The following is a 21523-nucleotide window of genomic DNA, read 5'->3' as shown; positions in this document are numbered from 1 at the left end:
CCCTGCCGCCCGCCCCGGCGGACACGGACGGCGACGGCATTGCCGACCCCGAGGACCGCTGCCCCACGGTGCCGGAGGACAAGGACGGGTTCGAGGACGAGGACGGCTGCCCGGATCCGGACAACGACCAGGACGGCATCGCGGACGCGGCCGACGCGTGTCCCCTGGAGGCGGAGGTCATCAACGGCGTGAAGGACGACGACGGGTGTCCGGACAAGGGCGCGTCGAAGGTGCGCCTGGAGGGCTCGCGCATCGTCATCCTCGACAAGGTGTATTTCGCCACCGGCAAGGACGTCATCCTGCCGAAGTCGTTCCCGCTGCTGTCGCAGGTGGCCGCCGTGCTGCGAGCCCACCCGGAGCTGGAGCTGGTGCGTGTGGAGGGCCACACCGACAGCCAGGGCGACGACGCGAAGAACCTGGACCTGTCGCAGCGCCGCGCGAGCACCGTGCGCGACTGGCTGGTGAAGAACGGCATCGCGGCGGAGCGCCTGGAGGCGGTGGGCTCCGGCGAGACGAAGCCGGTGGACACCAACGACACGGCGAAGGGCCGGGAGAACAACCGCCGCGTGGAGTTCAACATCGTGAAGACCGCCGGCCAGGCGGAAGGAGTGTCGCCGTGAGGAAGGCCGGTGCCTGCCTGATGCTGTCGCTGCTGCTGTCGGCCTCGCCCGTCGCGGGGCTCGCGGCGGAGGCGGACAGCGCCTGCGGCGGGTTGACGTTCGACAACGGGAGGCTCACGACGGGCCGTCCCCTGGAGGCGAAGGGGCCCCGGACGGAGGCCTGCCTGCGCGAGGTGGCGGAGGCCGTGAAGGCGCGCCCCGCCATCCGGGGCCTCACCGTGGCCGCGAAGCTGCCGGACGCGGAGCGGCTGGACGGCCAGGGCCTGGCGGTGGCGAAGGCCGCGGCGGAGGTGCTGGTGAGCGCCGGCATCCCCCGCACGCGCGTGTCCTTCGTGGCGCCCCCGGGCGACGCCAACACGCCGGGCCAGCTGCGGCTCGCCTACGTGGAGCGCCCCGGGCAGCTCGCGGTGGCGCGGCTGCGCACGGTCAGCGGACAGGTGACGGCGAGCCTTGGCGAAGCGGAGCCGAAGCCGCGCGTGGCGGGAGATCCGCTGTACCCGGGAGAGCTCGTGGCGACGGGCGACACGGGCCGGGCGGAGCTGGTGCTGGCGGACGGCAGCCACCTGTTCCTGTCCCCCCACAGCGCCGTGCGCCTGGGCACGCTGGAGCTCACCGCCGAGCGCCAGCGCAAGGTGCTGCTGGATCTGGTGAGGGGGACGGTGGAGACGCAGGCGGCGCCGGGCGGCGCGGGCTCCACCTTCGAGGTGCGCACGCGCGGCGCGGTGGCTGGCGTGCGGGGCACGCGCTTCCGCGTGGCGCAGCAGGAGGACGGCACCAGCCGCGTGGAGACGCTGGAGGGTAAGGTGGCCCTGGGCGCGGAGCAGGGCTCCGTGGACGTGGACGCGGGCTTCGGTTCGCGGGCGAAGCCGGCCCAGGCGCCGGAGGCACCCCGCGCGCTCCTCACGGCCCCGGTGCTGGACCGGCCGCGCGGCGGCGTGTACCCGAAGGCGCCGGCGCTCGTCTGGAAGGCGGTGCCTGGCGCGAAGGTGTACCGGGTGGAGCTGGCGGCGACGGCGGACTTCACGGGCGACGTGAGGGTCCAGGAGTCGGCCCATCCCACGGTGGACGCGGCGGCGCCGGGCGCGGGCAAATGGTTCTGGCGGGTGCTGGCGGTGGACGCCGACGGCTTCGTAGGCTACCCGTCGAAGATCTTCAGCTTCGACGTCGCCGGGTGAGATGACGCTGCCTGCTCGCGGTCCCAGGTCCTCGCTGCTGTCGTCCCCCGCCCTCCTGCGGGGGCTGGGCGTGAGCGTGGGCCTGCTGCTCGCGGTGGGCACGGCGGTGACGGGCGGCGCGCCGGGCCCGGGCGAGCGGGCCCTGTATGACTTCGCGGTGAGCCGGCTGTTGCCGCCGCTTCCTCCCACCGCGGACCTGGTGCTGGTGGAGGTGGACGACCGCGCGCTCGCGGCGCTGGGCGAGCGCTGGCCGCTGTCGCGCGCCACCTGGGCGAAGGCCTTCCAGTCACTGGCGGCGTACCACCCCAGCGCCGTGGTGGTGGACGTCCTCTTCGACGCGCCGGAGTCCCGCGACGCGCTGGACCTGGGCGAGGACGTGCTGGAGCGCCTGCGCACGTCGGGACTCACCCAGACGCCCGAGGGTGCCTCGCTGGCCAGCGACCTGGAGGCGCGGCTGTACGCGCGGGATGGCGACGCGCGGCTCACGGAGGCCTTCTCCGGGCTGGGCACCGTCATCCTGGGCAGCATGGCGCTGACGGAGGACACCGGGGCCCTGCCCGCCCCAGGAGGGCCGCTGACGCCGGTGTCCCTGGACGCGGATCGGCTGCGCCTGGGCGCGAGGGGCCTGTCCGAAAGCCTGGCCCCGCTGCGGCTGGCGGCCTGGGGCAGCGGGACGCTGAACGTGCTGCTGGACCCGGACGGCGTCATCCGGCGCCATCCCTACGCGGTGCGGGTGGACGGCAAGGCGTGGCCCTCGCTCGCGCTGGCGACGGCGCTGCGCCTGTGGCCGGAGCGCTCGGAGCCGCTGCTGCGCGTGGCGTCCACCGACGACGGGGCGCCCCTGATGCGGCTGCCCGCGCCGGACTGGCTGCCGCGCGTGAGCCTGGCGGACGTGCTGGCCGCGGGCCCGTCCTCCGTGGGGCTGGACCTGGCGCTCCGGGGGAAGACCGTGTTCGTGGGCGTCACCGCCACGGGACTCCACGGCCAGAGCACCCTGCCCGGCCAGCTCGCGGTGCCCGGCGTGGAGATCCACGCCTTCGCGCTGGACAACCTCCGCACCGGCCGGGTGATGCGCTCCACGGGCACCGCGGCGCTGCTGGGCATCTTGGAAACGGCGCTGGTGCTGGGCCTGCTGTCGTGGCGCAGGGGCCGCGCGAGGAGCCTGGGCGCGGTGGTGGGACAGGCGGCGCTGCTGCTCGTCGCGCACACCGCCTTCGTGGGCTGGCTGCTGGCGGACCCGGGCTGGGTCGTGCCGCTGCTTCCCGCCGTGGTGGGTGGGATCCTCGTCACGCTGGCGGAGGCTGTCGTGCGCACCGGGGACCTGCAGCGGCAGAGCGGCGCCCTCAAGCGCCTGTTCGGCCGGTTCCCTCGGGAGGCCCCCGCCTCGCCTGACGGAGCGCCGGAGGCCGGAGCGGGCCGCGAGGCTTCACGCTCCCCTCCGGGCGACTCCCGACCCTGACCGTCCTGACCCGACGCGGCAGAGGCCGTGGAAGTCCTCCAGCGCTTCGCACGGCCCGGCGCGGCGCCCTGGACAAAGGGCCAGGGTACGCGGGCGTGACAGGCGTGGCAGCATGAGCGGACCGCCATGCCTCGCTATGCGCTCATCGCCGAACCGGATCGCCACCGTGCCGCGGCCTTGCTCGCGCTCGCGCAACAGGAGGGGCTGGAGGGAACGATCGCGCGGGACGGCGCGGAAGCCCAGGAGCTGGTGCGCCAGCGCGGCGCCCCCACGCTGCTGGTGACGGACCTGGCGCTGCCGCGAGTGGACGGGTTCGCGCTGCTCGCGTGGCTGCGGGGCCGCCCGGATGCGAGCGGCACGGCGGTGATGGTGGTGACGGCGTTCGACGAACTGCGCGTGCGCGCGTGGCAGCTCAAGGACGCGCTCGGCATCCACGCGCTGCTCAGCCGGCGCGCGGGCCCGGAGGCGATGCGCGACGGAGTGCGGCGCGCGCTCGCGGGCCAGCTCGCGGGCAGCATGCTGATGGAGTCCAACGGCGACGAGGAGAAGCGCCGGCTTGCGCGCATCGATGAGCTGGAGCTGGTGGACGCGGGGCCTCCCGACACGGAGCTGCAGGAGCTGGTCTCCGAGGTCGCGCAGGCCTTCGGTGTCCCCGTCGCCCTGCTGACGCTGGTGCTGGGCGAACGCCAGTGGTTCAAGGCGCACGTGGGGCTGCCCGCCGCGCTCGCGAAGGAACGCGGCACGCCGCGCGACTGGGCCTTCTGCCACCACGTGGTGCAGGGCCGCGAGGCCATGGTGGTACCGGACGCCACGCGCCACCCGGTGTTCCGGGACAACCCGCTGGTGCGCGACGGCATCGTCGGCAGCTACGCGGGCGCGCCGCTCGTCACCTCCACGGGCGAGGTGCTGGGCTCGCTGTGCGTCATCGACACGCGTCCGTTGATGCTGGGCACGGAGGACCTGGCGGCCCTGCGCGAGCTGGCGAACCGCGTGGCGGAGAGCCTGGAGCGCACCACCGCGCATGGACGGCTGCGCCCTCTCGCGCCGCATCCCCAGGGCGCGCCGAAGCCCGTGCTTGGCGAGGCGGCGGCGCTGGCGCTCGTGCGCGAAGCCGTGAGCGCCCTGGACGTGCCGGTGCTGGTGGTGGCCCCGGGCCGCAAGCCGTTCGCGGCCAACGCGGCGCTGGCGGAGCTGCTGGGACTGCCGGAGGACCGGCTGTCGGGCATGACCTTCGACTCGCTGTGCCAGCACGTCGCGAACCTGACCGCGGACCCGGGCGGCACGCTGCGGCAGCTGGACCTGGCGGCGGAGGGCTCGCGCGGGCTGCACCTGACGCTGTCGCTGGAGCGGCCCCGGCCGCGCGTGGTGCGCTGGGTGGCGCGCCCCTTCCTGTTGCCCGGCGGCGTCGCGCAGCTGCTGTCGCTGATGGACCTGGGCATCGGCTCCGACCTGATGGGCACGCGCGAGCGGCTGCTGCGCCAGGACGCGCTCACCGGCCTGGACACCCGGCGGGTGGGCGAGGAGCGGCTGGCCAAGGAGATCGGCCGCTGCCGCCGCGAAGGGCTGCCCGTCAGCCTGGTGCTGGTGGACCTGGTGGAGCTGGGCACCCTCAACCGCACGCGCGGCTTCGACGCGGGCGACGGCGCGCTGCGGGAGCTGGCCCGGCGCGCGGAGGCCCTCTGCCCTCCGCCGGGCTTCGCGGTGCGCTGGACGGGGGACACCTTCCTGCTCGCGCTGCCCGGAGCGGACGCGGTGGTCGCGGAGGCCGTGCGCCAGCAGCTCCACGATGGGCCCGGCCCGCTCGGCTGCGTGTCCGTCGCCGTGACGGTGCAGGGCGAGGAGGATCCGCACGGCACCCTGGCCCGCGCACGGGCCGCCCTGGCCCGGGTGAAGCCGGACCGGCCCCCAGGCCCCTCGCACGACTGACCCACACCCGGGCACCGCCCTGGTCGAACTGGTCCGACAGTCGGACCAGTTCGTGGGCTTCGGCCCCCGGCCGCACCTGGCGACAAGCCCGGCTGATGGGTGGGGTGGCCCCTGACTGGCAGGCCGGAGGGCCCGAGCGGCCGGGCGGTGCGTCAATGCCGTGAAAACCCCGGAGGCCCTGGCTATCGATGGGCTTTCCGCCCCCGTGGCGCGAGGGTCCCCCACGATGATCCCCTTCTCCGTCCTCGACCTGTCCCCCGTCATCTCCGGGGGTGACCCGGGCCTCGCGCTCCGCAACAGCCTGGACCTGGCCCGCCACGCGGAAGGCCTGGGCTACCAGCGTTTCTGGCTGGCGGAGCACCACAACATGACGGGCATCGCCAGCGCGGCCACGTCGGTGGTCATCGGGTACGTGGCGGGGGGCACGAAGAAGATCCGCGTGGGCGCGGGCGGCGTCATGCTGCCCAACCACGCGCCGCTCGTCATCGCGGAGCAGTTCGGCACGCTGGAGACGCTCTACCCCGGCCGCATCGACCTGGGCCTGGGCCGCGCGCCGGGGACGGATCAGCGCACCTCCGCCGCCCTGCGCCGGGGGCTGGGCGCGGACAGCTTCCCGCAGGACGTGGTGGAGCTGCAGAACTACTTCAAGGACCCCACGCCGGGACAGGCCGTGCGCGCGGTGCCGGGCGCGGGCCTGCACGTGCCGCTGTGGCTGCTGGGCTCCAGCACCTACAGCGCGCAGCTGGCCGCGGCCCTGGGCCTGCCCTTCGCCTTCGCGTCACACTTCGCGCCAGCGCAGATGATGAGCGCGCTGCACCTGTACCGCACGCAGTTCCGCCCGTCGGACGTGCTCCAGAAGCCGTACGCGATGATTGGCGTCAACGTCTTCGCCGCGGACACGGACAAGGAGGCCCAGCGCCTCTTCACGTCACTGCTCCAGGCCTTCCTCAACCTGCGCCGGGGCCGGCCGGGCCCGCTGCTGCCGCCGGTGGACAGCCTGGACGGCCAGCTCAACGAGATGGAGCTGGCGGAGATCGAGCACATGCTCGCGTGCACCGTGGTGGGCTCGCCGGCCAGCGTGCGCGAGGGGCTCCAGTCCCTCCTCGATCAGACCGGGGTCGACGAGCTGATGGTGACCGCGCAGATCTACGACCACGCCGCGCGGCTGCGCTCCTTCGAGATCGTCGCCCAGGTGCGCGAGCAGCTCACGGCCGGGGACACGCGGCCCGCACCGTCCCCGCAAGCCGCGCGATGAGCTGGGCGTCGTGGCTGCCGAAGACGCGGCGCGCGCCGCCCGGCAGCCCCAGCACCAGGTAGTGGGTGTCCTCCACCACGAGCAGCGCGGCCATGGACGCGAAGAAGCCCAGCGCGGTGAGGACGAGCCCCGCCTCGTAGGCCCCCCGGAGCGCCGTGACGCTGACGGACAGCCAGGACAAGAGCGGCAGCCCCAGCGCCCCGCCCAGGCCCACCGCGAGCAGGTAGGGCCACACCTTCGGGGTGCGGCGCGCGGTCTCCACCTGGAGCACGTCGCGCAGCGCCCAGGCCTGCCCGCCCACGACGAGCCGGTCGCGGGTGACGCGGACCTGGCCGGCCTGGAAGAGGGAGGGCTCCCCCGCGTCCAACACCGGAGCCACCATCGGCTCCGGCGCGGCCACCGGGCGGCGCTCCACTTCACGCAGGGGGACAACGGGACGCAGCACGGTGACGACGGCCATCGGTTCACCCATGGGTGGTCTCCAAGGAGGGAAAGTGCGAGCGCAAGAGGGCGCGAAGCTCATCGAGCGGACGGCCCAGCGCGAAACATGCCCGGGCCCCCTGACACAGGGCGCGTGACACCAGGCGCTCGTCCGCGAAGGGAAGCAGGACGACGACGGGCGCGGCGGCGGCGCAGGCCCGCGCGCGCGTCAGCACCGGGAGGATGGCCTCACCGCGCTCCACGTGCGCCAGCACCAGGTCCGGCCGGGCCGCGTCCCCCGCGTCCAGGAACAGGGCGATGCCCAGGTCGCCCAGCACGTCCGCCAGCAGCGACGCCAGGGACTCATCCGCACCGAGCAGCAAGGCCCGGGTTGTGCGCAGGGACGCCACGGCCCCACGTCACAGCAAGCAACATGCCTGAGCCACCGCCCCCGGGGCCGGGGAGTGATCGCCAGTGCACCGTGGCAATCCGCCAGCCCTCCGTGGCGGATTGCCACGACGGGCTTCTATCGCTCCCGCTCGCGACGATGGATGGTGGACACATCGATGCCCAGGAGCTCCGCGGCGCGGGTCTTGTTCCCGCCGCAGTGCTGGACCATCCAGTGGATGTACTCCCCCTCCAGCTTGCGCAGGGTCCACACGCCCTCCTGCGCCTGCGCGAGCGGGGACTCCGGCTCCGGCACCGGCGCGTGGGGCCGCAGGTCCTCCAGCGTCACCGTCTCCCGGGGGACGAGCACCACCAGCCGCTCCACCAGGTTCTCCAGCTCGCGCACGTTGCCCGGCCAGGGCATGGCGCCCAGCGCGGCCACCACCTCCGGTGACAGCGACGTCACGCGCGAGCGCGGGTTGCGCGCCCGGGAGCGGGCGGTGAAGTGCTCCACCAGCTGCGGGATGTCCTCCCGGCGCTCCTTCAGTGAAGGCACCCGCAGCGTCACGACGTTGAGCCGGTAGAAGAGGTCCGCGCGGAAGCGCCCTTCCCGCACGCGCGCCTCCAGGTCCTGGTGCGTCGCCGCCACCACGCGCACGTCCACCGTGCGGCTGGCGTCCGAGCCCACCGCGCGCACCTCGCCGTCCTCCAGCACGCGCAGGAGCCGCGCCTGGAGCTCCGTGGGCATGTCGCCAATCTCGTCCAGGAACAGCGTGCCGCCGTGGGCCTCCACGAACAGGCCGCGCCGCACGGAGGTCGCTCCGGTGAAGGCGCCCTTCACGTGGCCGAACAGCTCGCTCTCCAGGAGCGGTCCCGGCAGCGCGGTGCAGTTGACGGCCACGAAGGGCCCTGGCGCGCGCGGGCCCTCGAAGTGCAGCGCGCGCGCCACCAGCTCCTTGCCGCTGCCGCTCTCGCCCCGCAGCAGCACCGGCGCCGCCGCGTGCGCCACCCGGTCGATGAGTTCGTACAGCCCGCGCATGGGCGCGCTCCGGCCCACCAGCGCGCCCAGTCCCGAGCGCTCCTGCGACGCCTGCTTCAGCGCCCGGTGCTCGGCGCGCAGCCGGCGGTCCTCCAGCGCGCGGCCCAGGTACAGCCGCACCTCGTCCAGGCGGAAGGGCTTGGTGAAGTAGTGGTACGCGCCCCGGCGCATCGCCTCCACCGCGCTCTCCACGCCGCCGAAGGCCGTCATCAGCAGCACGGGCAGCTCCGGGTCCACCTGGCGGGCGGCGTCCAGCACGTCCAGCCCGTCCACCTTCTCCATGCGCAGGTCCGTCAGCACCGCGTCGTACACGCGCGAGCGGATGAGGCTCAGCGCCTCCTGGCCGCCCGTGGCCAGGTCCACCGTCCAGCCCGCGTCGGCCAGCGGCTCCTGGAGCATGCGCCCCATCTCCACGTGGTCGTCCACCACGAGGATGCGTGCGTCAGACGGCAAGTCGCTCGGCATGGCGTTCCTCTGGGACGGCGCGGGCCACCGGCCACAGCACGGTGACGCGGGTGCCCTGTCCCGGCGTGCTCTCCAGCTCCACCCGGCCGCCGTGGTTGCGCACGACGTGGGCCACCATCGTCAGCCCCAGCCCCGTGCCCTGGCCGCGCTTCTTCGTCGTGAAGAACGGGTCGAACACCTGGTTGAGGCGCTCCTTCGGAATCCCGCACCCGTCGTCGCGCACGGTGAGCGCCACCAGGCCCCAGGTCCCCTCCTCCGGCCCCACCAGCGCGGAAGCGGAGACCTCCACCTTCCCGCCCTCGCTGCACGCGTCGCACGCGTTGAGCGTGAGATTGATCAGCACCTGCTGGAGCTGATCCGCGTCCGCCGCCAGCGCGGGCACCGACTCCGGCACGTCCACGCTCAGGCCCACCCGCCGCCGTTCCGCTTCCACCTGGAGCAGCTCATGCACGCTCTTCACGAGCGGCCCCAGCGCCACCGGCCGCACCATCGCCGGCTGCAGGCGCGAGAAGTCCAGCAGCTGGCGCAGCGTGCGGCTCACCCGGTCGATCTGCTCCACGATGACGCCCAGCCCTGGCCCCTGCGGGTGCGAGGGGCCCAGCTTCCCCTGCACGTACTCCGCCCGGCCGCGCACCACGCCCAGCGGCGTGCCGATCTCATGCGCGATGCCCGCCGCCAGCACGCCCACCGTGGCCATCTTCTCCGCGCGCAAGAGCTGCGTCTCCAGCGCGCGCACGTCGCTCAGGTCCTCCACCACCAGCAGCACGCGCGCCTCCTCCTTCGGGTCCTCCGCCGTCAGCGGCACCGCGTGCAGGTTGTACGTGCCCTCCTCGCCAAAGAGCGCCAGCGGTTCGCCCAGCAGGCTCAGCGGCCGGTCCTCCTGCCGCGCGGACGCCACCAGCGCCGACAGCCGCTCCACCACCGGCGCCGGAGCCCCGGGGAACGCGGCCGTCAGCGGCGCTCCCGTCACGTTGCCGGGCACGCGTGAGCGCAGGGCCTGGTTGACGGCGTTGATCCGCCCGTCCGCGGTGAGCGCGAGGACGCCCGTAGGGATGTGGTCGAGAATCTTCCGCGTCCGGTCATGGAGCGCGGCGAGCTGGGCCGCGTGCCGCCGGCTCTCCCGGAGCGCCACCGCGCGACGCCGCGCCAGCACCACGTACACCGCGAAGGCCACCAGGAAGAACGCCACCAGCGCGCCCGCGCCCAAGAGCCGCACCACCAGCGACTGCTCGTGCGAACGCAGCGCCGCGGTGGACACCAGCGTCGCCACCGCCCAGTGGCTGCCGCCGCGCATGCGGATGGGCGTGTAGACGGCCACCACCTCCGCGCGCCCCAGCCCCAGCCGCTCCGCCTCCTGCTCGGACAGGGGCAGCATGCCGCGCGCGCCGGCCTTCAGCCGGGACACGAGGAACGCGAAGCCGGGCACGCCGGAGTCCTTCTGGCTCGCGCGCTGGAACCACTCCGCCAGGCCCGGGTCGCTCGCGGGCGTGGGCTGGCCGTGCGTGCCCACGAGCAACAGCCGCGCCTCCAGGTCCGACGTGACGATGCGCAGCGGCGCGAAGAAGGACTCCGTGTCCACCAGCACCGCCACCGCGCCCTCGGGCTTGCCGTCCGTCGCGGGCAGCGCCGTGGCCAGGATGCGCAGCCAGCCGCCGTTGGCCCCATCCAGGACGGGTGACGTGGTGAGGTCCCCCGGCGGACGCTGCAACGCGCGGCGCGCCGTCCCCGCCATCTCCGTCACCAGCCCCTCGCGCGACAGCTGCGCGTCCGGCTTTCTGTCCAGCAGCAGGAGCCGCTCCGCGCCGTCGCCGTCGTACGCCGCGATGGCCTTGTACTGGCCCACCGCCTCCAGCAGCGCGCGCAGCTCCCGCCGGTGCTCCGGCAGGCTCCCCGGCTGGGACATCAGCTCCCCGGCGAAGCGCAGATTCTTGCCCACCTCCTCCAGCGAGTCCGTGACGCCGCCCACGGCCTCGTCCAGCTGCTTCTGCCGGTCCCCCGCGAACTGCTCCACCAGGGTGGTCCGGCTGCGCTTCACGAGCGTCCAGACCCCCACCCCCACGCTCGCCAGCGCGGCGCACAAGAGGAGGATGGGCAGGAGCGTGGACCGCATGGGTGGCCCGCAACCTAACCCGTCGGGTGGGTCCAAGTCCTTGTTTCCAAAAGCTTTTATCCCACCTGCCCCCCGGTACTTGCCCGTTGACGGGCCGCGTCGGGCAGTGCTACCTACCGGTCGGTAGGCGAAGTGACCTACCGGTCGGTAGGTGGTTTCAGCCCGGCAGGAGCAGGCAGGCCGGCGAGGGAAGGCACGCATGACACCCACGGGGCGCAAACCGGACGAGGGCGAGCGGTACCGGACCATCCTGGAGACGGCGGCGCGGCTCATCTGCGAGCGCGGCTACGAGGGCACGTCGATGCAGGAGATCGCCGCCGCGTGCCGGATGACCAAGGCGGGGCTCTACCACCACATCCAGAACAAGGAGCAGTTGCTCTTCGCCATCATGAACTACGGCATGGACGTGTTCGAGGAGCAGGTCCTCGGGCCCGTGCAGGACGTGGCGGATCCGGTGGAGCGGCTGCGCCAGTGCATGCGGCACAACATCCACCTGGTGACGAGCGGCCGCAGCAAGGAGGTCATCATCATCCTCCACGAGCACGCCACGCTCACCGGCGAGGCGCGCGAGTACATCGACCGGCGCAAGAAGCGCTACGTGCGCTTCCTGGAGGACGCGTTCGCGGAGGCCAACCGCCTGGGCCGCCTGCGCGGCGTGGTGGACCCCACCGTCGCGGCCTTCTCGTTCCTGGGGATGATCCTCTGGGTCTACAAGTGGTTCAAGCCGGACGGGCGCCTCTCCGAGGAGCAGATCGCCGACGGCATGGTGGAGCTGCTCTTCCCCGGCGCCGCGCTGGGTGCTGCCGCCCCGGTCCCCACGCCTGACGACAAGGACGCGCCCGCGCTCCGCATGGTGCCGCGCGCCGCTTCCGGTTCCAGCTCCGGTTCCGGAGGGGAGCCCCAGTGAACCGCGCCCGGTGGAGCTCCCTGTCGGAGGCGGTGGCCTCCATTCCGGACGGCGCGTCGCTCGCGGCCGGCGGGTTCATGCTGGGACGCGCGCCCATGGCGCTGGTGCTGGAGCTGGTGGCGCAGGAGAAGCGCGGCCTGCAGCTCATCTCCCTGCCCAACCCGCTGCCGGCGGAGTTCCTGGTGGCGGGCGGGTGCCTGAAGCGCGTGGAGCTGCCCTTCGGCGCGCTGGTGCTGGAGAACCGCGTGCGTCCCCTGCCCTGCCTCAAGCGGGCCATCGAGGCGGGCGAAATTGAATGGCGCGAGCACGACGGCTACCGCGTGGTGCAGCGGCTGCGCGCGGCGTCCATGGGGCTGCCCTTCATCCCCGCGCCGGACGCGGACGTATCGGAGCTGGCGGAGGTGGACGCGCCGCGCACGGTGGAAGACCCCTTCACGGGACGCCGCGTGCCGGTGGAGCCCGCCTACTACCCGGACGTGGCGCTCATCCACGCGCGGGCGGCGGACGACAAGGGCAACCTCTTCATCGAGGACCCCACCACGGACCTGCTCGTCGCGGGCGCGGCGAAGCGCCTCATCGCCACGGTGGAGGAGCGCGTGCCGAAGCTGTCGCGCGTCACCATCCCCGCCTTCCAGGTGGAGCGCGTGGTGCTCGCCCCCGGCGGGGCGCTGCCCACGGGCTGCCTGGGCCAGTACCCGCATGACGACGCGATGTTGTCCGCCTACCTGGCCGCGGCGGAAGCGGGTGACGCGAAGGGCTTCCTCATGTCGCTGCGCGCGACGCGGAGCGCGGCATGACGGCGACGACGATGGACGCGACGCCCTCGGAGACAGGGGTGTCCCTGCTGGCGGGAGAGGAGCGCGGCATGAAGGCGACCACGGTGGACGCGACGCCCGCGGAGACGGTGGTGTCGCTGCTGGCGCGAGAGATTGAGGACGGCTCGGTGGTGGCCACGGGTGTGGCGTCGCCGCTGGTCATCCTGGCCATCGCGGTGGCCAGGGCCACGCATGCGCCGGGGCTGACGTATCTGGCGTGCGTGGGCTCGTTGGACCCGGCGCTGCCGGAGCTGTACCCCTCTTCGGAGGACCTGCGCTACCTGGACGGCCGGTCCGCGGAGGTGAGCATCGCGGACCTCTTCGACCACGCGCGGCGCGGCCGGGTGGACACGGTGTTCTTCGGCGCGGCGGAGGTCGACCCCGCGGGCCGCACGAACATGACGGCGTCGGGAAGCCTGGAGAAGCCTCGCGCCAAGTTCCCCGGCGTCGCGGGCGCGGCCACGCTGCGCCAGTGGGTGAAGAACCCCGTGCTGCTGGTGCCCCGGCAGTCTCGCCGCAACCTCGTCCCGCAGGTGCAGGTGGCGACGACGCGCGACCCCAGCCGCCCGGTGCGGCTCATCTCCGACCTGGGCACGTTTGAGCTGGGCGGGCCGCGCGGAGCGAAGCTGCTGTCGCGTCACCCCTGGGCGACGGTGGACGGCATCTCCGAGCGCACCGGCTTCGAGTTCGCGGTGCCGGACGCCCTGCCCGTCACCTCGCTTCCGGACGCGCGCACGGTGTCGGCCATCCGCGCGCTGGACCCCCGCAACCTGCGCGACGCGCTCGTCGGCGGCTGAGACGTCTTCCCCACCCTTTGGCGCAACACGGAAAGAGGCACCGCATGGAAGCTGTCGTTCTTCGCCAGTTCGGGAGTGCAGAGAACCTGCGTCTGGAGACCGTGCCGGTTCCGCGGCCGGGCAAGGGCGAGGTGCTGCTGAAGGTCCACGCGTGCGGCGTCTGCTACCACGACGTCATCAACCGCCGCGGCAACCTGCCCCGCACGCACGTGCCCGCCATCCTGGGGCACGAGGCCGCGGGCGAGGTGGTGGAAGTCGGCCCGGACACGGTGGGCTGGAAGGTGGGCGACCGCGCCGCGACGCTGCAGCGCATGTCCTGCGGCGAGTGCGCGCTGTGCCTCTCCGGCCGCAACAGCCTGTGCAAGACGGACAATCGCTTCTTCGGCGAGGAACTCCAGGGCGGCTACGCGCAGTTCATGGTGGCCCCGGTGCGCGGCCTGGGCCGCGTGCCGTCCGACCTGCCCTGGGCGGTGGCCGCGACGGTGTGCTGCACGCTGGGCACGGCCGTCCACACGCTGCGCACGCGGGCGAAGGTGAAGCCCGGTGAGACGGTCCTCATCACCGGCGCCAGCGGCGGCGTGGGCCTGGCGGCCGTGCAGCTGGCGAAGGTGGACGGGGCGCGCGTCATCGCCATCACGTCCGGCGAGGCGAAGGTGGCGGCGCTGAAGGAGGCGGGCGCGGACGAGGTGATTGTCTCGCGCGGCCTGGATTTCGGCTCCGAGGCGCGCAAGCGCACGCAGGGCCAGGGCGTGGACGTGGCGGTGGAAATTGTCGGCAGCGCCACCTTCGACCAGACGCTCAAGGCCATGGCGCCCGGTGGGCGCGTGGTGGTGGTGGGCAACCTGGAGTCGGGGGTGGTGAACCTCAACCCGGGCCTGGTCATCGTGAAGGAGCTGGAGATTCTGGGCGCGTACGCGACGACGCGCGAGGAGCTGGACGAGTCGCTGCGGTTGACGGCCAAGGGCCTCATCCGCCCCTTCGTGTCGGAAGAGGTGGCGCTGGCGGAAGCGGGCCGCGCGCACTTCCGGCTGGAGAACCGGGAAGTGGCGGGCCGGCTGGTGCTGGTGCCGCCGGCGGCGTGAGGCCTTTGGATTCGCGACCATTTTGACTTGAGGAGTTCCCCATGAAGAAGCGGGTTGGAATCGAAGCGCTGGCGGTGGCGGTCCCCCGGCGGTACGTGGACATCGAGGACCTGGCGCGGGCGCGCGGCGTGGACCCGGCGAAGTTCACCGCGGGCCTGGGCGCGAAGGAGATGGCGGTCAACGACCCGGGTGAGGACTCCGTGTCGCTGGCGGCCACGGCGGCCGCTCGGCTCATCCAGCAGCAGGGCGTGGACACCTCCAAGCTGGGCATGCTGGTGGTGGGCACCGAGACGGGCGTGGACCACTCGAAGCCCATCGCGTCGCACGTGCACGGCCTCTTGAAGCTGCCGCGCGCCATGCGCACGTTCGACTCGCAGCATGCGTGCTACGGCGGCACGGCGGGCCTGATGGCGGCGGCGGAGTGGATCGCCTCTGGCGCCGGGGCCGGCCGCACCGCGCTGGTGGTGTGCACGGACATCGCGCGCTACGGCCTGAAGACGGCGGGCGAGCCCACCCAGGGCGGCGGCGCGGTGGCGCTGCTGGTGTCGGAGACGCCGGACCTGCTGGCGCTGGACGTGGGGCTCAACGGCGTGAGCACCGCGGACGTGTACGACTTCTGGCGGCCGGTGGGACGCCGCGAGGCGCTGGTGGACGGGCACTACTCCATCACCTGCTACCTGGACGCCATGGCCGGCGCGTACCGGGGCTGGCGCGAGCGCGCCATGGAGCAGGGGCTGGTGCGGTGGGATTCGAAGCTGCCCAGCGAGCAGCTCTCGCGCATCCTGTACCACGTGCCCTTCTGCAAGATGGCGCGCAAGGCGCACGCGCAGGTGCGGCTGTGCGACCTGGAGGATTCCGGCAGCGGGCCGGCCACGCCCGAGGCGCGCGACGAGGCGGCGAAGTCGCAGGCCAGCTACGACGCGCAGGTGGCGAAGTCGCTGGGGCTGAACGCGCGGGTGGGCAACGTCTACACGGCGTCGCTGTACCTGGCGCTCGCGGGCCAGCTGCACGCGGAGGGCGCGGCGCTGGCGGGCCAGCGCATCGGCCTCTTGTCCTACGGCAGCGGTTCCTGCGCGGAGTTCTTCTCCGGCATCGTGGGTGAGAAGGCCGCGGAGCGCATGGCCCGCGCGGACCTGGACACGGTGCTGGCGAAGCGCGAGCGCGTGTCGGTGGAGGAGTACGAGCGGCTGATGAACCTGCCCTACGACGCGCCGGAGGCGATTGCTCCGGAGCCGGGCACGTTCCGGCTGGCGGAGATCCACGAGTTCCGCCGCAAGTACGCGGGCGCGTAGGGCCGCGTCCGTTCCACCGTCGTCCTCACGGGCGATGCGCGCTGGAAGGCGTGCATCGCCCGTTCGCGTTTCGCGTGGTGCGGCTGGTAGCGTCGGCGGATTCCACTCTCCCGGGAGTTCCGCATGGGTGCGCAACGGCTGCGTCGCTTGTTCTCACGGGCCCTGACGGCCTCGCTGGCCACGCCGCTGCTGCTCTCGGGATGTCAGAGCGCTTCTGGCGCGAAGCCGGCCACGTCCGATGCCGGGCAGGCAGTGAAGGCCTCGTCCCAGGTGGCGCTCGACTGCGTCAATGGGGTGCCCCTGACTGGCAAGATGATGCTCTCTCCCTCGCCGGACTTCATCGAGATGAGAGAGATTGTGTACAGATTGGGTGGCGCGGAAGTCCCCGAGGTGGGGGGACGAACGGCCGCCGTCGGGAATGCCTGTCAAAGCGCGGCAAACAAAAATGTCTGTCTGGAAGCCCTGAAGCACCAGGGCGCCAACCGCGGCTTCCACGAGCGGTGTGCGTCGATCTGCCGCGCATATTATCTCGCGGTGACACGCGGTGATGAAGTGACCGCGGTCAACTCATTGCAATCCCTCCGCTCGCTGCTGGGTACCATTGACACCGTGCAGGAGGCCGGGCTCATGGCCTTCGCTGCGGGCTACAGCCCGTGCCTCCGTGAACCCCATCGGAAAGATGATGGCGTGGTGGCCAGGCCCGAGGGCGGCTTCGACGTCATTGCCTACACGGGCAGTGGCTGCAGCGAGGACGTCATGCGGCGCACGGTGCGGGTTGCGGCGTCCGGTGAAGTGGTCGCGGTGAAACAGGAGGTCGCGCGGAAGGCAAGCTACGAATGTTCCATTGTCGGGCGGCGGCCCGCGGGTCTCCAAGAGATGGCGAACGGTTCTGGCGAGGACGCGCGAGGCCGCTACTTCGCGGACGTCGCCCGCCTGGAGGCCGCGTCCATCCAGGCCTTCCTGCGGCTGCGCGAGGAGCTGGCCCTGCACGGCGCGGACGTGGCGTTGCAGGACGCGGCACTCGCCAGCGCAGTGGATGAGGTGCGGCACGCTGACATCACCAGTCGGCTCGCCCGGCGCTTCGGCGCCGTCCCTCCCCCACCCTCCGTCGCGGACGTACCTCCGAGGCCCTTGATCGAGGTGCTGCTCGACAACGCCGTGGAGGGCTGCGTGCGGGAGACCTATGGCGCGCTGGTGGCCCACCATCAGGCGCTGCACGCGGAGGATCCGGAGATCCGCGAGGCCATGGCGGTCATCGCCGAGGATGAGACCCGGCACGCGGGCCTGTCATGGGACATCAACGCGTGGGCCGCGCCGAAGCTGTCCCAGGCGGAGCGCGACACCCTCCGGGAGGCACGGCGTCAGGCGCTGGCCGTGCTGCGCGCGGAGGTGGCGGTGCCGCTGGACGCGCGCCTGACCGCGGAGGCGGGCCTGCCCTCACCGGCGGTGGGGCTGGCACTGCTGGGCTCGCTGGAGCAGGAACTCTGGGCCTGAAGCGGTCCATGTCCCAGGTTGCCGGGGTCGCGTGTCCAAGGAGGCGGGCTTGGGGCTCGTGCCTTGCCTTCGAGGGGACCAATGAACGTGGACTGGCTGCGATTTCTCTTCTCCCGCGCACTGCGCACCTCCCTGGCAACGCCGCTACTGCTCGCGGGCTGCCAGGGGGATCAGGTCGTTGAGCCCACTGACTTGAGCCAACACTCGGACGTCGCATGCGCGAACGGCCTCCCCGTCATCACCGGGTTGACCATTGAGCCTCCTCCGAACGCACTCCAGCTCCGCGACGTCGACCGGATTCCCCCCTATGACGACCGCCTCCGGACATCGGAAGGCGAGCCTTGCGCGACGGCTTCGGATCCGCAGGCGTGCCTGGACCGCGTCGAAGCGCTGGGTGTCACTCGTGGCTTCCCGCGAATCTGTGGCCTCAGCATGGAGTGCGCGGAGGGCTTCCTCGTCACGACCCGCGGCGACGAGGTGACGGCGTACACGACCGCCGACTCCATCAGGGCCCTGCTGGGTCGCATCGAGACCCCGGAGGAGGCCGCGCTCCTGGCGTACGCCTCGGGGTATGCGCTGTGCGAGTACCCGGCCTTCGAGCGCGGAAAGGTGCGGCGCTTTCCAGACGGGACCTTCAGCGTCGTCAGCACCCAGGACTACGACTGTGAAACGAAGGTGAACGTGACCCGGCACGCGCTGAAGATCACGCCGTCCGGCGAGGTCACGGTCGAGAGCTCCGTCGCCCTCAAGAAGGAACCGGTCGACTGCATCGTCGGCCGGAGGCCCGTGGGGCTCCAGGGCGCCCGGGCCGAGGGCTGCGAGGACGCGCGGGGCGGCTACTTCGCGAACGCCGCACGCCTGGAGGCCGCCGCCATCCACGCGTTCCTGCGCCTGCGCAAGGAACTGGCCCTGCACGGTGCGAGCCCTGAATTGCAGGACGCGGCGCTCGCCAGCGCCAGGGACGAGGTGCGGCACACCGGCGTCACCGCCCGACTCGCCCTCCGCTTCGGCTCCACGCCCGTGCCTCTCGCCGTCGCCGACCTGCCGCTGCGCCCGCTGAACGAGGTGCTGCTCGACAACACCGTGGAAGGCTGTGTGCGGGAGACCTATGGCGCGCTGGTGGCGCACCATCAGGCGCTGCACGCGAAGGACCCGGAGATCCGCGAGTCCATGGCGCGCATCGCCGAGGACGAGACCCGGCACGCGGGCCTGTCGTGGGACATCGACGCGTGGGCCACGCCCCACCTGTCCACCGAACGGCGCGCCTCCCTTCAAGAGGCCCGGCGGCAGGCCATCGCGGTGCTGCGCGCGGAGGTGGCCGTGCCGCTCGACCCGGAGCTCACCGCCGACGCCGGGCTGCCGTCTCCGGAGGTCGCGGCGGCACTGCTCGACTCGCTGGAGCAGGCGCTCTGGGCCTGAGGCGCTACAGCACTTCCGCGCGCAGGTCGGGGAACACCTTCCCGACCTTGCCGAGCAGGTAGTCCCCATACGTGCCCCGGAAGGCGTGCACGCTCTGGCGGTCCCACCGCTCCGCGTGGTCATCCGCGCCCGCGTCCTTCAACGCGGGCGAGTCGATGGCGCGCACCTCCGCCGTCCAGTCCGGATCGAAGAAGAATGGCAGCGACAGCCGGTCGCGGCTCGCGCGATTGAGCACCCGGTGCGGCGTGGAGCGGTACACGCCGCGCGTCATCCGGTCGAGCATGTCGCCGATGTTGCACACGAACGCGTTCTCCACCGGCGGTGCGTCCACCCAGCGCGTCTGCCCGTCCTGGCGCGTCTTCACCTGGAGCCCGCCCGCGTCGTCCTGCTTGAGGATGGTGAGCACGCCGTAGTCGGTGTGCTCGCCCACTCCCCACACCGGCAGGCCGTCCGCGTCCACCTCCGGGCCCGGCGGGTAGTTGAAGATGCGGAACAGCACCGTCGGATCCGCCATGTACCGCGTGGCGAAGAAGTCCGCCTCCAGGTCCAGGCTGAGCGCGATGCCGGACATCAGCGCGTGTCCCAGCGACGTCAGCGCCGCCATGTACTCCAGCACCGCGCCGCCCAGCGCCTCTGGCTCCCGGGGGAACAGGTTCGGTCCATGCAGTGGAGTGCCGGCCCGCACGCGCGGGTCGTCTGGCGGCAGCTCCGTGCCGAAGTACAGCCCCTCCTTGCGATCCGGCCGGCCCGACGTGAGCTCCCCGCCCACCGGGAAGAAGCCGCGCCACGCCCTGCCCCCCAGCGCCATGCGCACCCGCTGCTTCTCCGCCTCCGGCCGCGAGAAGAAGTCCCGCGCCAGCGCCTCCAGCCGCGCTTGGAGCCCCACGTCCACGCCGTGGCCCACGACGTAGAAGAAGCCGGTGCGGCGGCATGCCGCGCCCATGCGGGCGGCGACCTCCCTTCGAGCCTGGGGACTCGACGAAGCATCAATGAGGGCCCGAACGTCGATGAGGGGCACGGTGTCCATGGCGGACTCCTGGGGCGCCTGCCCCATGTGGGCAAGGTCGCGTGCGACGAATGCTTCAGCGGAGCTGCTCGGCCAGCGCGATGATGATGCCCGCAGGGCCGCGGACGTAACAGAGCCGATATCGGTCCTCGTACCGGGCCAGCTCGCCAACGAGTTCAGCGCCATGGGCGCGCAGGGGGGCAACGACGCCCTCGATGTCCTCGACGGCGAACATGATGCGACGGATGCCCAGCGTGTTCGCCGGTGCGTCTTTCGGCTCAGCGCTGGCCGCCGTCGGCCTGTGGAACTTCGTCAGCTCAAGTCGGCCATAGCCATCCGGGGTCCGCATCATCGCGATGTCGACTCGGACGCCGTCGAGCCCGACCACGCGGTCAACCCAACGTCCTTCGACTGGCGCCTCGCCCTCCAGCTCCAGACCCAGTTCGACGAAGAACGCGATAGCAGCCGCGAGGTCGTCGACAACAATGCCGACGTGGTCCATCCGCCGAAGCGTCATGTCCCCGAACATTACCCATTGAAGTGCCAAGACGCCCCGGCCACTCCCAGGGGGACTGAGGAACTCCGAGGAGAAATCCTCCTCGATGGTGGCCGAACTGAACGAGTCGTGGCCCTGTGGTGGATGTGAACTCTGAGAGCCATGAGGCAGCCCGCCCTCCTCGCGCTTCACCACGCGGGAGCTGGTGGCTGGCGGTTCGGACAGGTTTCCCAAGGCCGCGCTCGTCACGTCCCCTTCGGTGCTCGCCTCACCGGGACTACAGGAGGCTGGTTCCGAGCCGGCTGGAGACAGCAGCGCCCCGCTGTCGGGCTCCGTGGGAAGGGCCTGCCCAGGGGGACAAGGTGCCCCTCCGGGTGCCTCAAGGTCCTCGTTTGCCTGGACGGGGCAGGCAAAGCCCCGCTCCTCAACGCATTGGCGTGCATCGGTCGCATCGACCTGCGCGGTGGCTGGTGCGGCGACGTCATCCAGGCACTCCTGGGTGCCGTGGTCCTCGGGAGAGGCATGCTCTTGAGGACGCGGCGCGAATTGGTCGAGCACCCGCTCATCACAGGCCTTCAGCAGTGCCGGCAGCTGATGCTGGAGTGCCTGCACGTCGCGCTCTTGCAGGGCGTTCTGCGCGCAGATGGCCCACTGGCGCAGCGACTCACCGCCCATGAAAGGCAGCAGCCGGGCCGAAATGCCCCTGAAGGCCCGCTGCAGCGATTGGATGAGGAGCAGGTGCCCGGGGCGTGCAACCGTCTGGGCCGCCTGCCGCAGCAACTCGAACTCCAACTGCGCGCACCGCTCCCCAGGATGCCAGCGGGCCTCGTCCCAGAGCTGGAAGCAGATGTCCTCCAGCGGCCCCAGGTCCATGAGGGAGGCATTCGCGCAGCAGTCGGCCAGCAGCTCCACCAGCACCTGCCGCTTGAGGCTGAAGAAGCCCTCCAGAAGCCGCCTGCACGCCTCGGAGCGCTCGTCATGCAGCGCCAGGCCCAGGTTCTCCAGCGTCAGCGATTCGTCCAGAGCCACTGCTTGCGCCTGTCGCCCAGAGCGCTGCACCACCAGGCCCCGCGCCGCCAGCCGCCGCAAGGCCTCGCGCACCGTGCCCCGGCTCACCCCATACCAGCGAGCCATCATCCGCTCCGAGGCCAACCGCCCGTTCCTCGGCAGCCGCCCCAGCGAAATGTCCCGCTCGAGCTGCTCCTCCACGTACGCCACGAGCCCTACCCGCGCCATCTCCGCCGCCCTTCTCGCCAATGCTTCGCCCATCCAACCAGAGGGGTCTGACATGGACGCAAGGGCCCACCGTCCTCGGCACTCGCCGGGCCAGCGCTGCCTCCGGCGACGGGCGGCGCGAAC

18 protein-coding genes are annotated in these 21523 nt (G+C 72.4%); 12 read left to right on the top strand and 6 right to left on the bottom strand.

Annotated features, from left to right (window positions below; translation table 11 throughout):
• From D7W79_RS18715 to D7W79_RS18695, 5 genes are all read left to right on the top strand, one after another.
• Positions 1-620: OmpA family protein (locus D7W79_RS18715; protein WP_147441970.1), on the top strand; the 620-nt coding region annotated here is incomplete at its 5' end.
• Positions 617-1795 (top strand): FecR family protein, encoded by a 1179-nt coding sequence (locus D7W79_RS18710; protein WP_244221841.1) that lies wholly within the window; start codon positions 617-619, stop codon positions 1793-1795. The genes D7W79_RS18715 and D7W79_RS18710, both read left to right, overlap by 4 nt.
• 1 nt (position 1796) lies before the next feature.
• Complete coding sequence (locus tag D7W79_RS18705) at positions 1797-3254, top strand: CHASE2 domain-containing protein (RefSeq protein ID WP_120526742.1); 1458 nt, start codon at positions 1797-1799, stop codon at positions 3252-3254.
• A 126-nt stretch (positions 3255-3380) separates the two neighbouring features.
• Entirely contained in the window at positions 3381-5180 is a 1800-nt protein-coding gene (locus D7W79_RS18700) for a GGDEF domain-containing response regulator (protein ID WP_120526741.1), read from the top strand.
• 226 nt (positions 5181-5406) lie between these two features.
• Positions 5407-6435: an LLM class flavin-dependent oxidoreductase gene (locus tag D7W79_RS18695; protein WP_120526740.1), complete on the top strand. Its 1029-nt coding sequence runs from the start codon at positions 5407-5409 to the stop codon at positions 6433-6435.
• Here D7W79_RS18695 and D7W79_RS18690 read toward each other — a convergent pair.
• The 4 genes from D7W79_RS18690 to D7W79_RS18675 all read right to left on the bottom strand — a co-directional run bounded on the left by D7W79_RS18690 (position 6386) and on the right by D7W79_RS18675 (position 10856).
• Complete coding sequence (locus tag D7W79_RS18690; protein WP_147441969.1) at positions 6386-6907, bottom strand: DUF6232 family protein; 522 nt, start codon at positions 6905-6907, stop codon at positions 6386-6388. The genes D7W79_RS18695 and D7W79_RS18690 overlap by 50 nt on opposite strands.
• Positions 6900-7238: a DNA-binding response regulator gene (locus D7W79_RS18685; protein WP_244221840.1), complete on the bottom strand. Its 339-nt coding sequence runs from the start codon at positions 7236-7238 to the stop codon at positions 6900-6902. Before D7W79_RS18685 ends, D7W79_RS18690 begins: the two co-directional genes overlap by 8 nt.
• 143 nt (positions 7239-7381) lie before the next feature.
• Positions 7382-8746: a sigma-54-dependent transcriptional regulator gene (locus D7W79_RS18680; protein ID WP_439099211.1), complete on the bottom strand. Its 1365-nt coding sequence runs from the start codon at positions 8744-8746 to the stop codon at positions 7382-7384.
• On the bottom strand, positions 8724-10856 hold the full coding sequence (locus tag D7W79_RS18675) for a two-component system sensor histidine kinase NtrB (RefSeq protein WP_120526737.1): 2133 nt from the start codon (positions 10854-10856) through the stop codon (positions 8724-8726). The genes D7W79_RS18680 and D7W79_RS18675 overlap by 23 nt, the downstream gene beginning before the upstream one ends.
• Positions 10857-11055: 199 nt before the next feature.
• On the opposite strand from D7W79_RS18675, the gene D7W79_RS18670 reads away from it, so the two are divergent.
• From D7W79_RS18670 to D7W79_RS18640, 7 genes are all read left to right on the top strand, one after another.
• Complete coding sequence (locus D7W79_RS18670; RefSeq protein WP_120526736.1) at positions 11056-11763, top strand: TetR/AcrR family transcriptional regulator; 708 nt, start codon at positions 11056-11058, stop codon at positions 11761-11763.
• A complete protein-coding gene (locus D7W79_RS18665) occupies positions 11760-12560 on the top strand; it encodes a CoA transferase subunit A (RefSeq protein ID WP_120526735.1) in 801 nt (266 codons plus the stop codon). The genes D7W79_RS18670 and D7W79_RS18665 overlap by 4 nt, the downstream gene beginning before the upstream one ends.
• A 68-nt stretch (positions 12561-12628) precedes the next feature.
• Positions 12629-13375 carry a CoA-transferase subunit beta gene (locus tag D7W79_RS18660; RefSeq protein ID WP_120526745.1) on the top strand — a complete coding sequence of 249 codons (747 nt, stop codon included), beginning with the start codon at positions 12629-12631 and terminating at the stop codon, positions 13373-13375.
• A gap of 44 nt (positions 13376-13419) precedes the next feature.
• Positions 13420-14457, top strand: coding sequence for a zinc-binding dehydrogenase (locus D7W79_RS18655; protein ID WP_120526734.1), 1038 nt, complete (start codon positions 13420-13422; stop codon positions 14455-14457).
• Positions 14458-14498: 41 nt separating this feature from the next.
• Positions 14499-15749 (top strand): hydroxymethylglutaryl-CoA synthase family protein, encoded by a 1251-nt coding sequence (locus D7W79_RS18650; RefSeq protein WP_120526733.1) that lies wholly within the window; start codon positions 14499-14501, stop codon positions 15747-15749.
• Between the two features lie 627 nt (positions 15750-16376).
• Positions 16377-17243 carry a ferritin-like domain-containing protein gene (locus D7W79_RS45060; RefSeq protein ID WP_244221838.1) on the top strand — a complete coding sequence of 289 codons (867 nt, stop codon included), beginning with the start codon at positions 16377-16379 and terminating at the stop codon, positions 17241-17243.
• An 81-nt stretch (positions 17244-17324) separates the two neighbouring features.
• Positions 17325-18662 carry a ferritin-like domain-containing protein gene (locus tag D7W79_RS18640; RefSeq protein ID WP_120526731.1) on the top strand — a complete coding sequence of 446 codons (1338 nt, stop codon included), beginning with the start codon at positions 17325-17327 and terminating at the stop codon, positions 18660-18662.
• Positions 18663-18666: 4 nt separating this feature from the next.
• On the opposite strand, the gene D7W79_RS18635 is transcribed toward D7W79_RS18640, so the two are convergent.
• Together D7W79_RS18635 and D7W79_RS46030 are read right to left on the bottom strand one after the other, a co-directional pair.
• On the bottom strand, positions 18667-19689 hold the full coding sequence (locus tag D7W79_RS18635; RefSeq protein ID WP_208729768.1) for an isopenicillin N synthase family dioxygenase: 1023 nt from the start codon (positions 19687-19689) through the stop codon (positions 18667-18669).
• Between the two features lie 55 nt (positions 19690-19744).
• Positions 19745-21433, bottom strand: coding sequence for a VOC family protein (locus tag D7W79_RS46030; protein ID WP_338078810.1), 1689 nt, complete (start codon positions 21431-21433; stop codon positions 19745-19747).
• Positions 21434-21523: the final 90 nt, after the last annotated feature.

It is taken from the genome of Corallococcus exercitus (genome assembly GCF_003611585.1).
Lineage (GTDB): Bacteria > Myxococcota > Myxococcia > Myxococcales > Myxococcaceae > Corallococcus > Corallococcus exercitus.
Note: the sequence above shows the minus strand (reverse complement) of the source record. Positions and strands in the feature narration are given on the sequence as shown.

Bases quoted from the DNA above. Each gene is read 5' to 3' on its own strand.
- D7W79_RS18635 (WP_208729768.1), bottom strand. From the start codon at position 19,689: ATGGACACCGTGCCCCTCATCGACGTTCGGGCCCTCATTGATGCTTCG.
- D7W79_RS18660 (WP_120526745.1), top strand. From the start codon at position 12,629: ATGAAGGCGACCACGGTGGACGCGACGCCCGCGGAGACGGTGGTGTCG.
- D7W79_RS18695 (WP_120526740.1), top strand. From the start codon at position 5,407: ATGATCCCCTTCTCCGTCCTCGACCTGTCCCCCGTCATCTCCGGGGGT.
- D7W79_RS18680 (WP_439099211.1), bottom strand. From the start codon at position 8,746: ATGCCGAGCGACTTGCCGTCTGACGCACGCATCCTCGTGGTGGACGAC.
- D7W79_RS18640 (WP_120526731.1), top strand. From the start codon at position 17,325: ATGAACGTGGACTGGCTGCGATTTCTCTTCTCCCGCGCACTGCGCACC.
- D7W79_RS18650 (WP_120526733.1), top strand. From the start codon at position 14,499: ATGAAGAAGCGGGTTGGAATCGAAGCGCTGGCGGTGGCGGTCCCCCGG.
- D7W79_RS45060 (WP_244221838.1), top strand. From the start codon at position 16,377: ATGGCCTTCGCTGCGGGCTACAGCCCGTGCCTCCGTGAACCCCATCGG.
- D7W79_RS18675 (WP_120526737.1), bottom strand. From the start codon at position 10,856: ATGCGGTCCACGCTCCTGCCCATCCTCCTCTTGTGCGCCGCGCTGGCG.
- D7W79_RS18700 (WP_120526741.1), top strand. From the start codon at position 3,381: ATGCCTCGCTATGCGCTCATCGCCGAACCGGATCGCCACCGTGCCGCG.
- D7W79_RS18655 (WP_120526734.1), top strand. From the start codon at position 13,420: ATGGAAGCTGTCGTTCTTCGCCAGTTCGGGAGTGCAGAGAACCTGCGT.
- D7W79_RS18690 (WP_147441969.1), bottom strand. From the start codon at position 6,907: ATGGGTGAACCGATGGCCGTCGTCACCGTGCTGCGTCCCGTTGTCCCC.
- D7W79_RS18705 (WP_120526742.1), top strand. From the start codon at position 1,797: ATGACGCTGCCTGCTCGCGGTCCCAGGTCCTCGCTGCTGTCGTCCCCC.
- D7W79_RS46030 (WP_338078810.1), bottom strand. From the start codon at position 21,433: ATGGGCGAAGCATTGGCGAGAAGGGCGGCGGAGATGGCGCGGGTAGGG.
- D7W79_RS18670 (WP_120526736.1), top strand. From the start codon at position 11,056: ATGACACCCACGGGGCGCAAACCGGACGAGGGCGAGCGGTACCGGACC.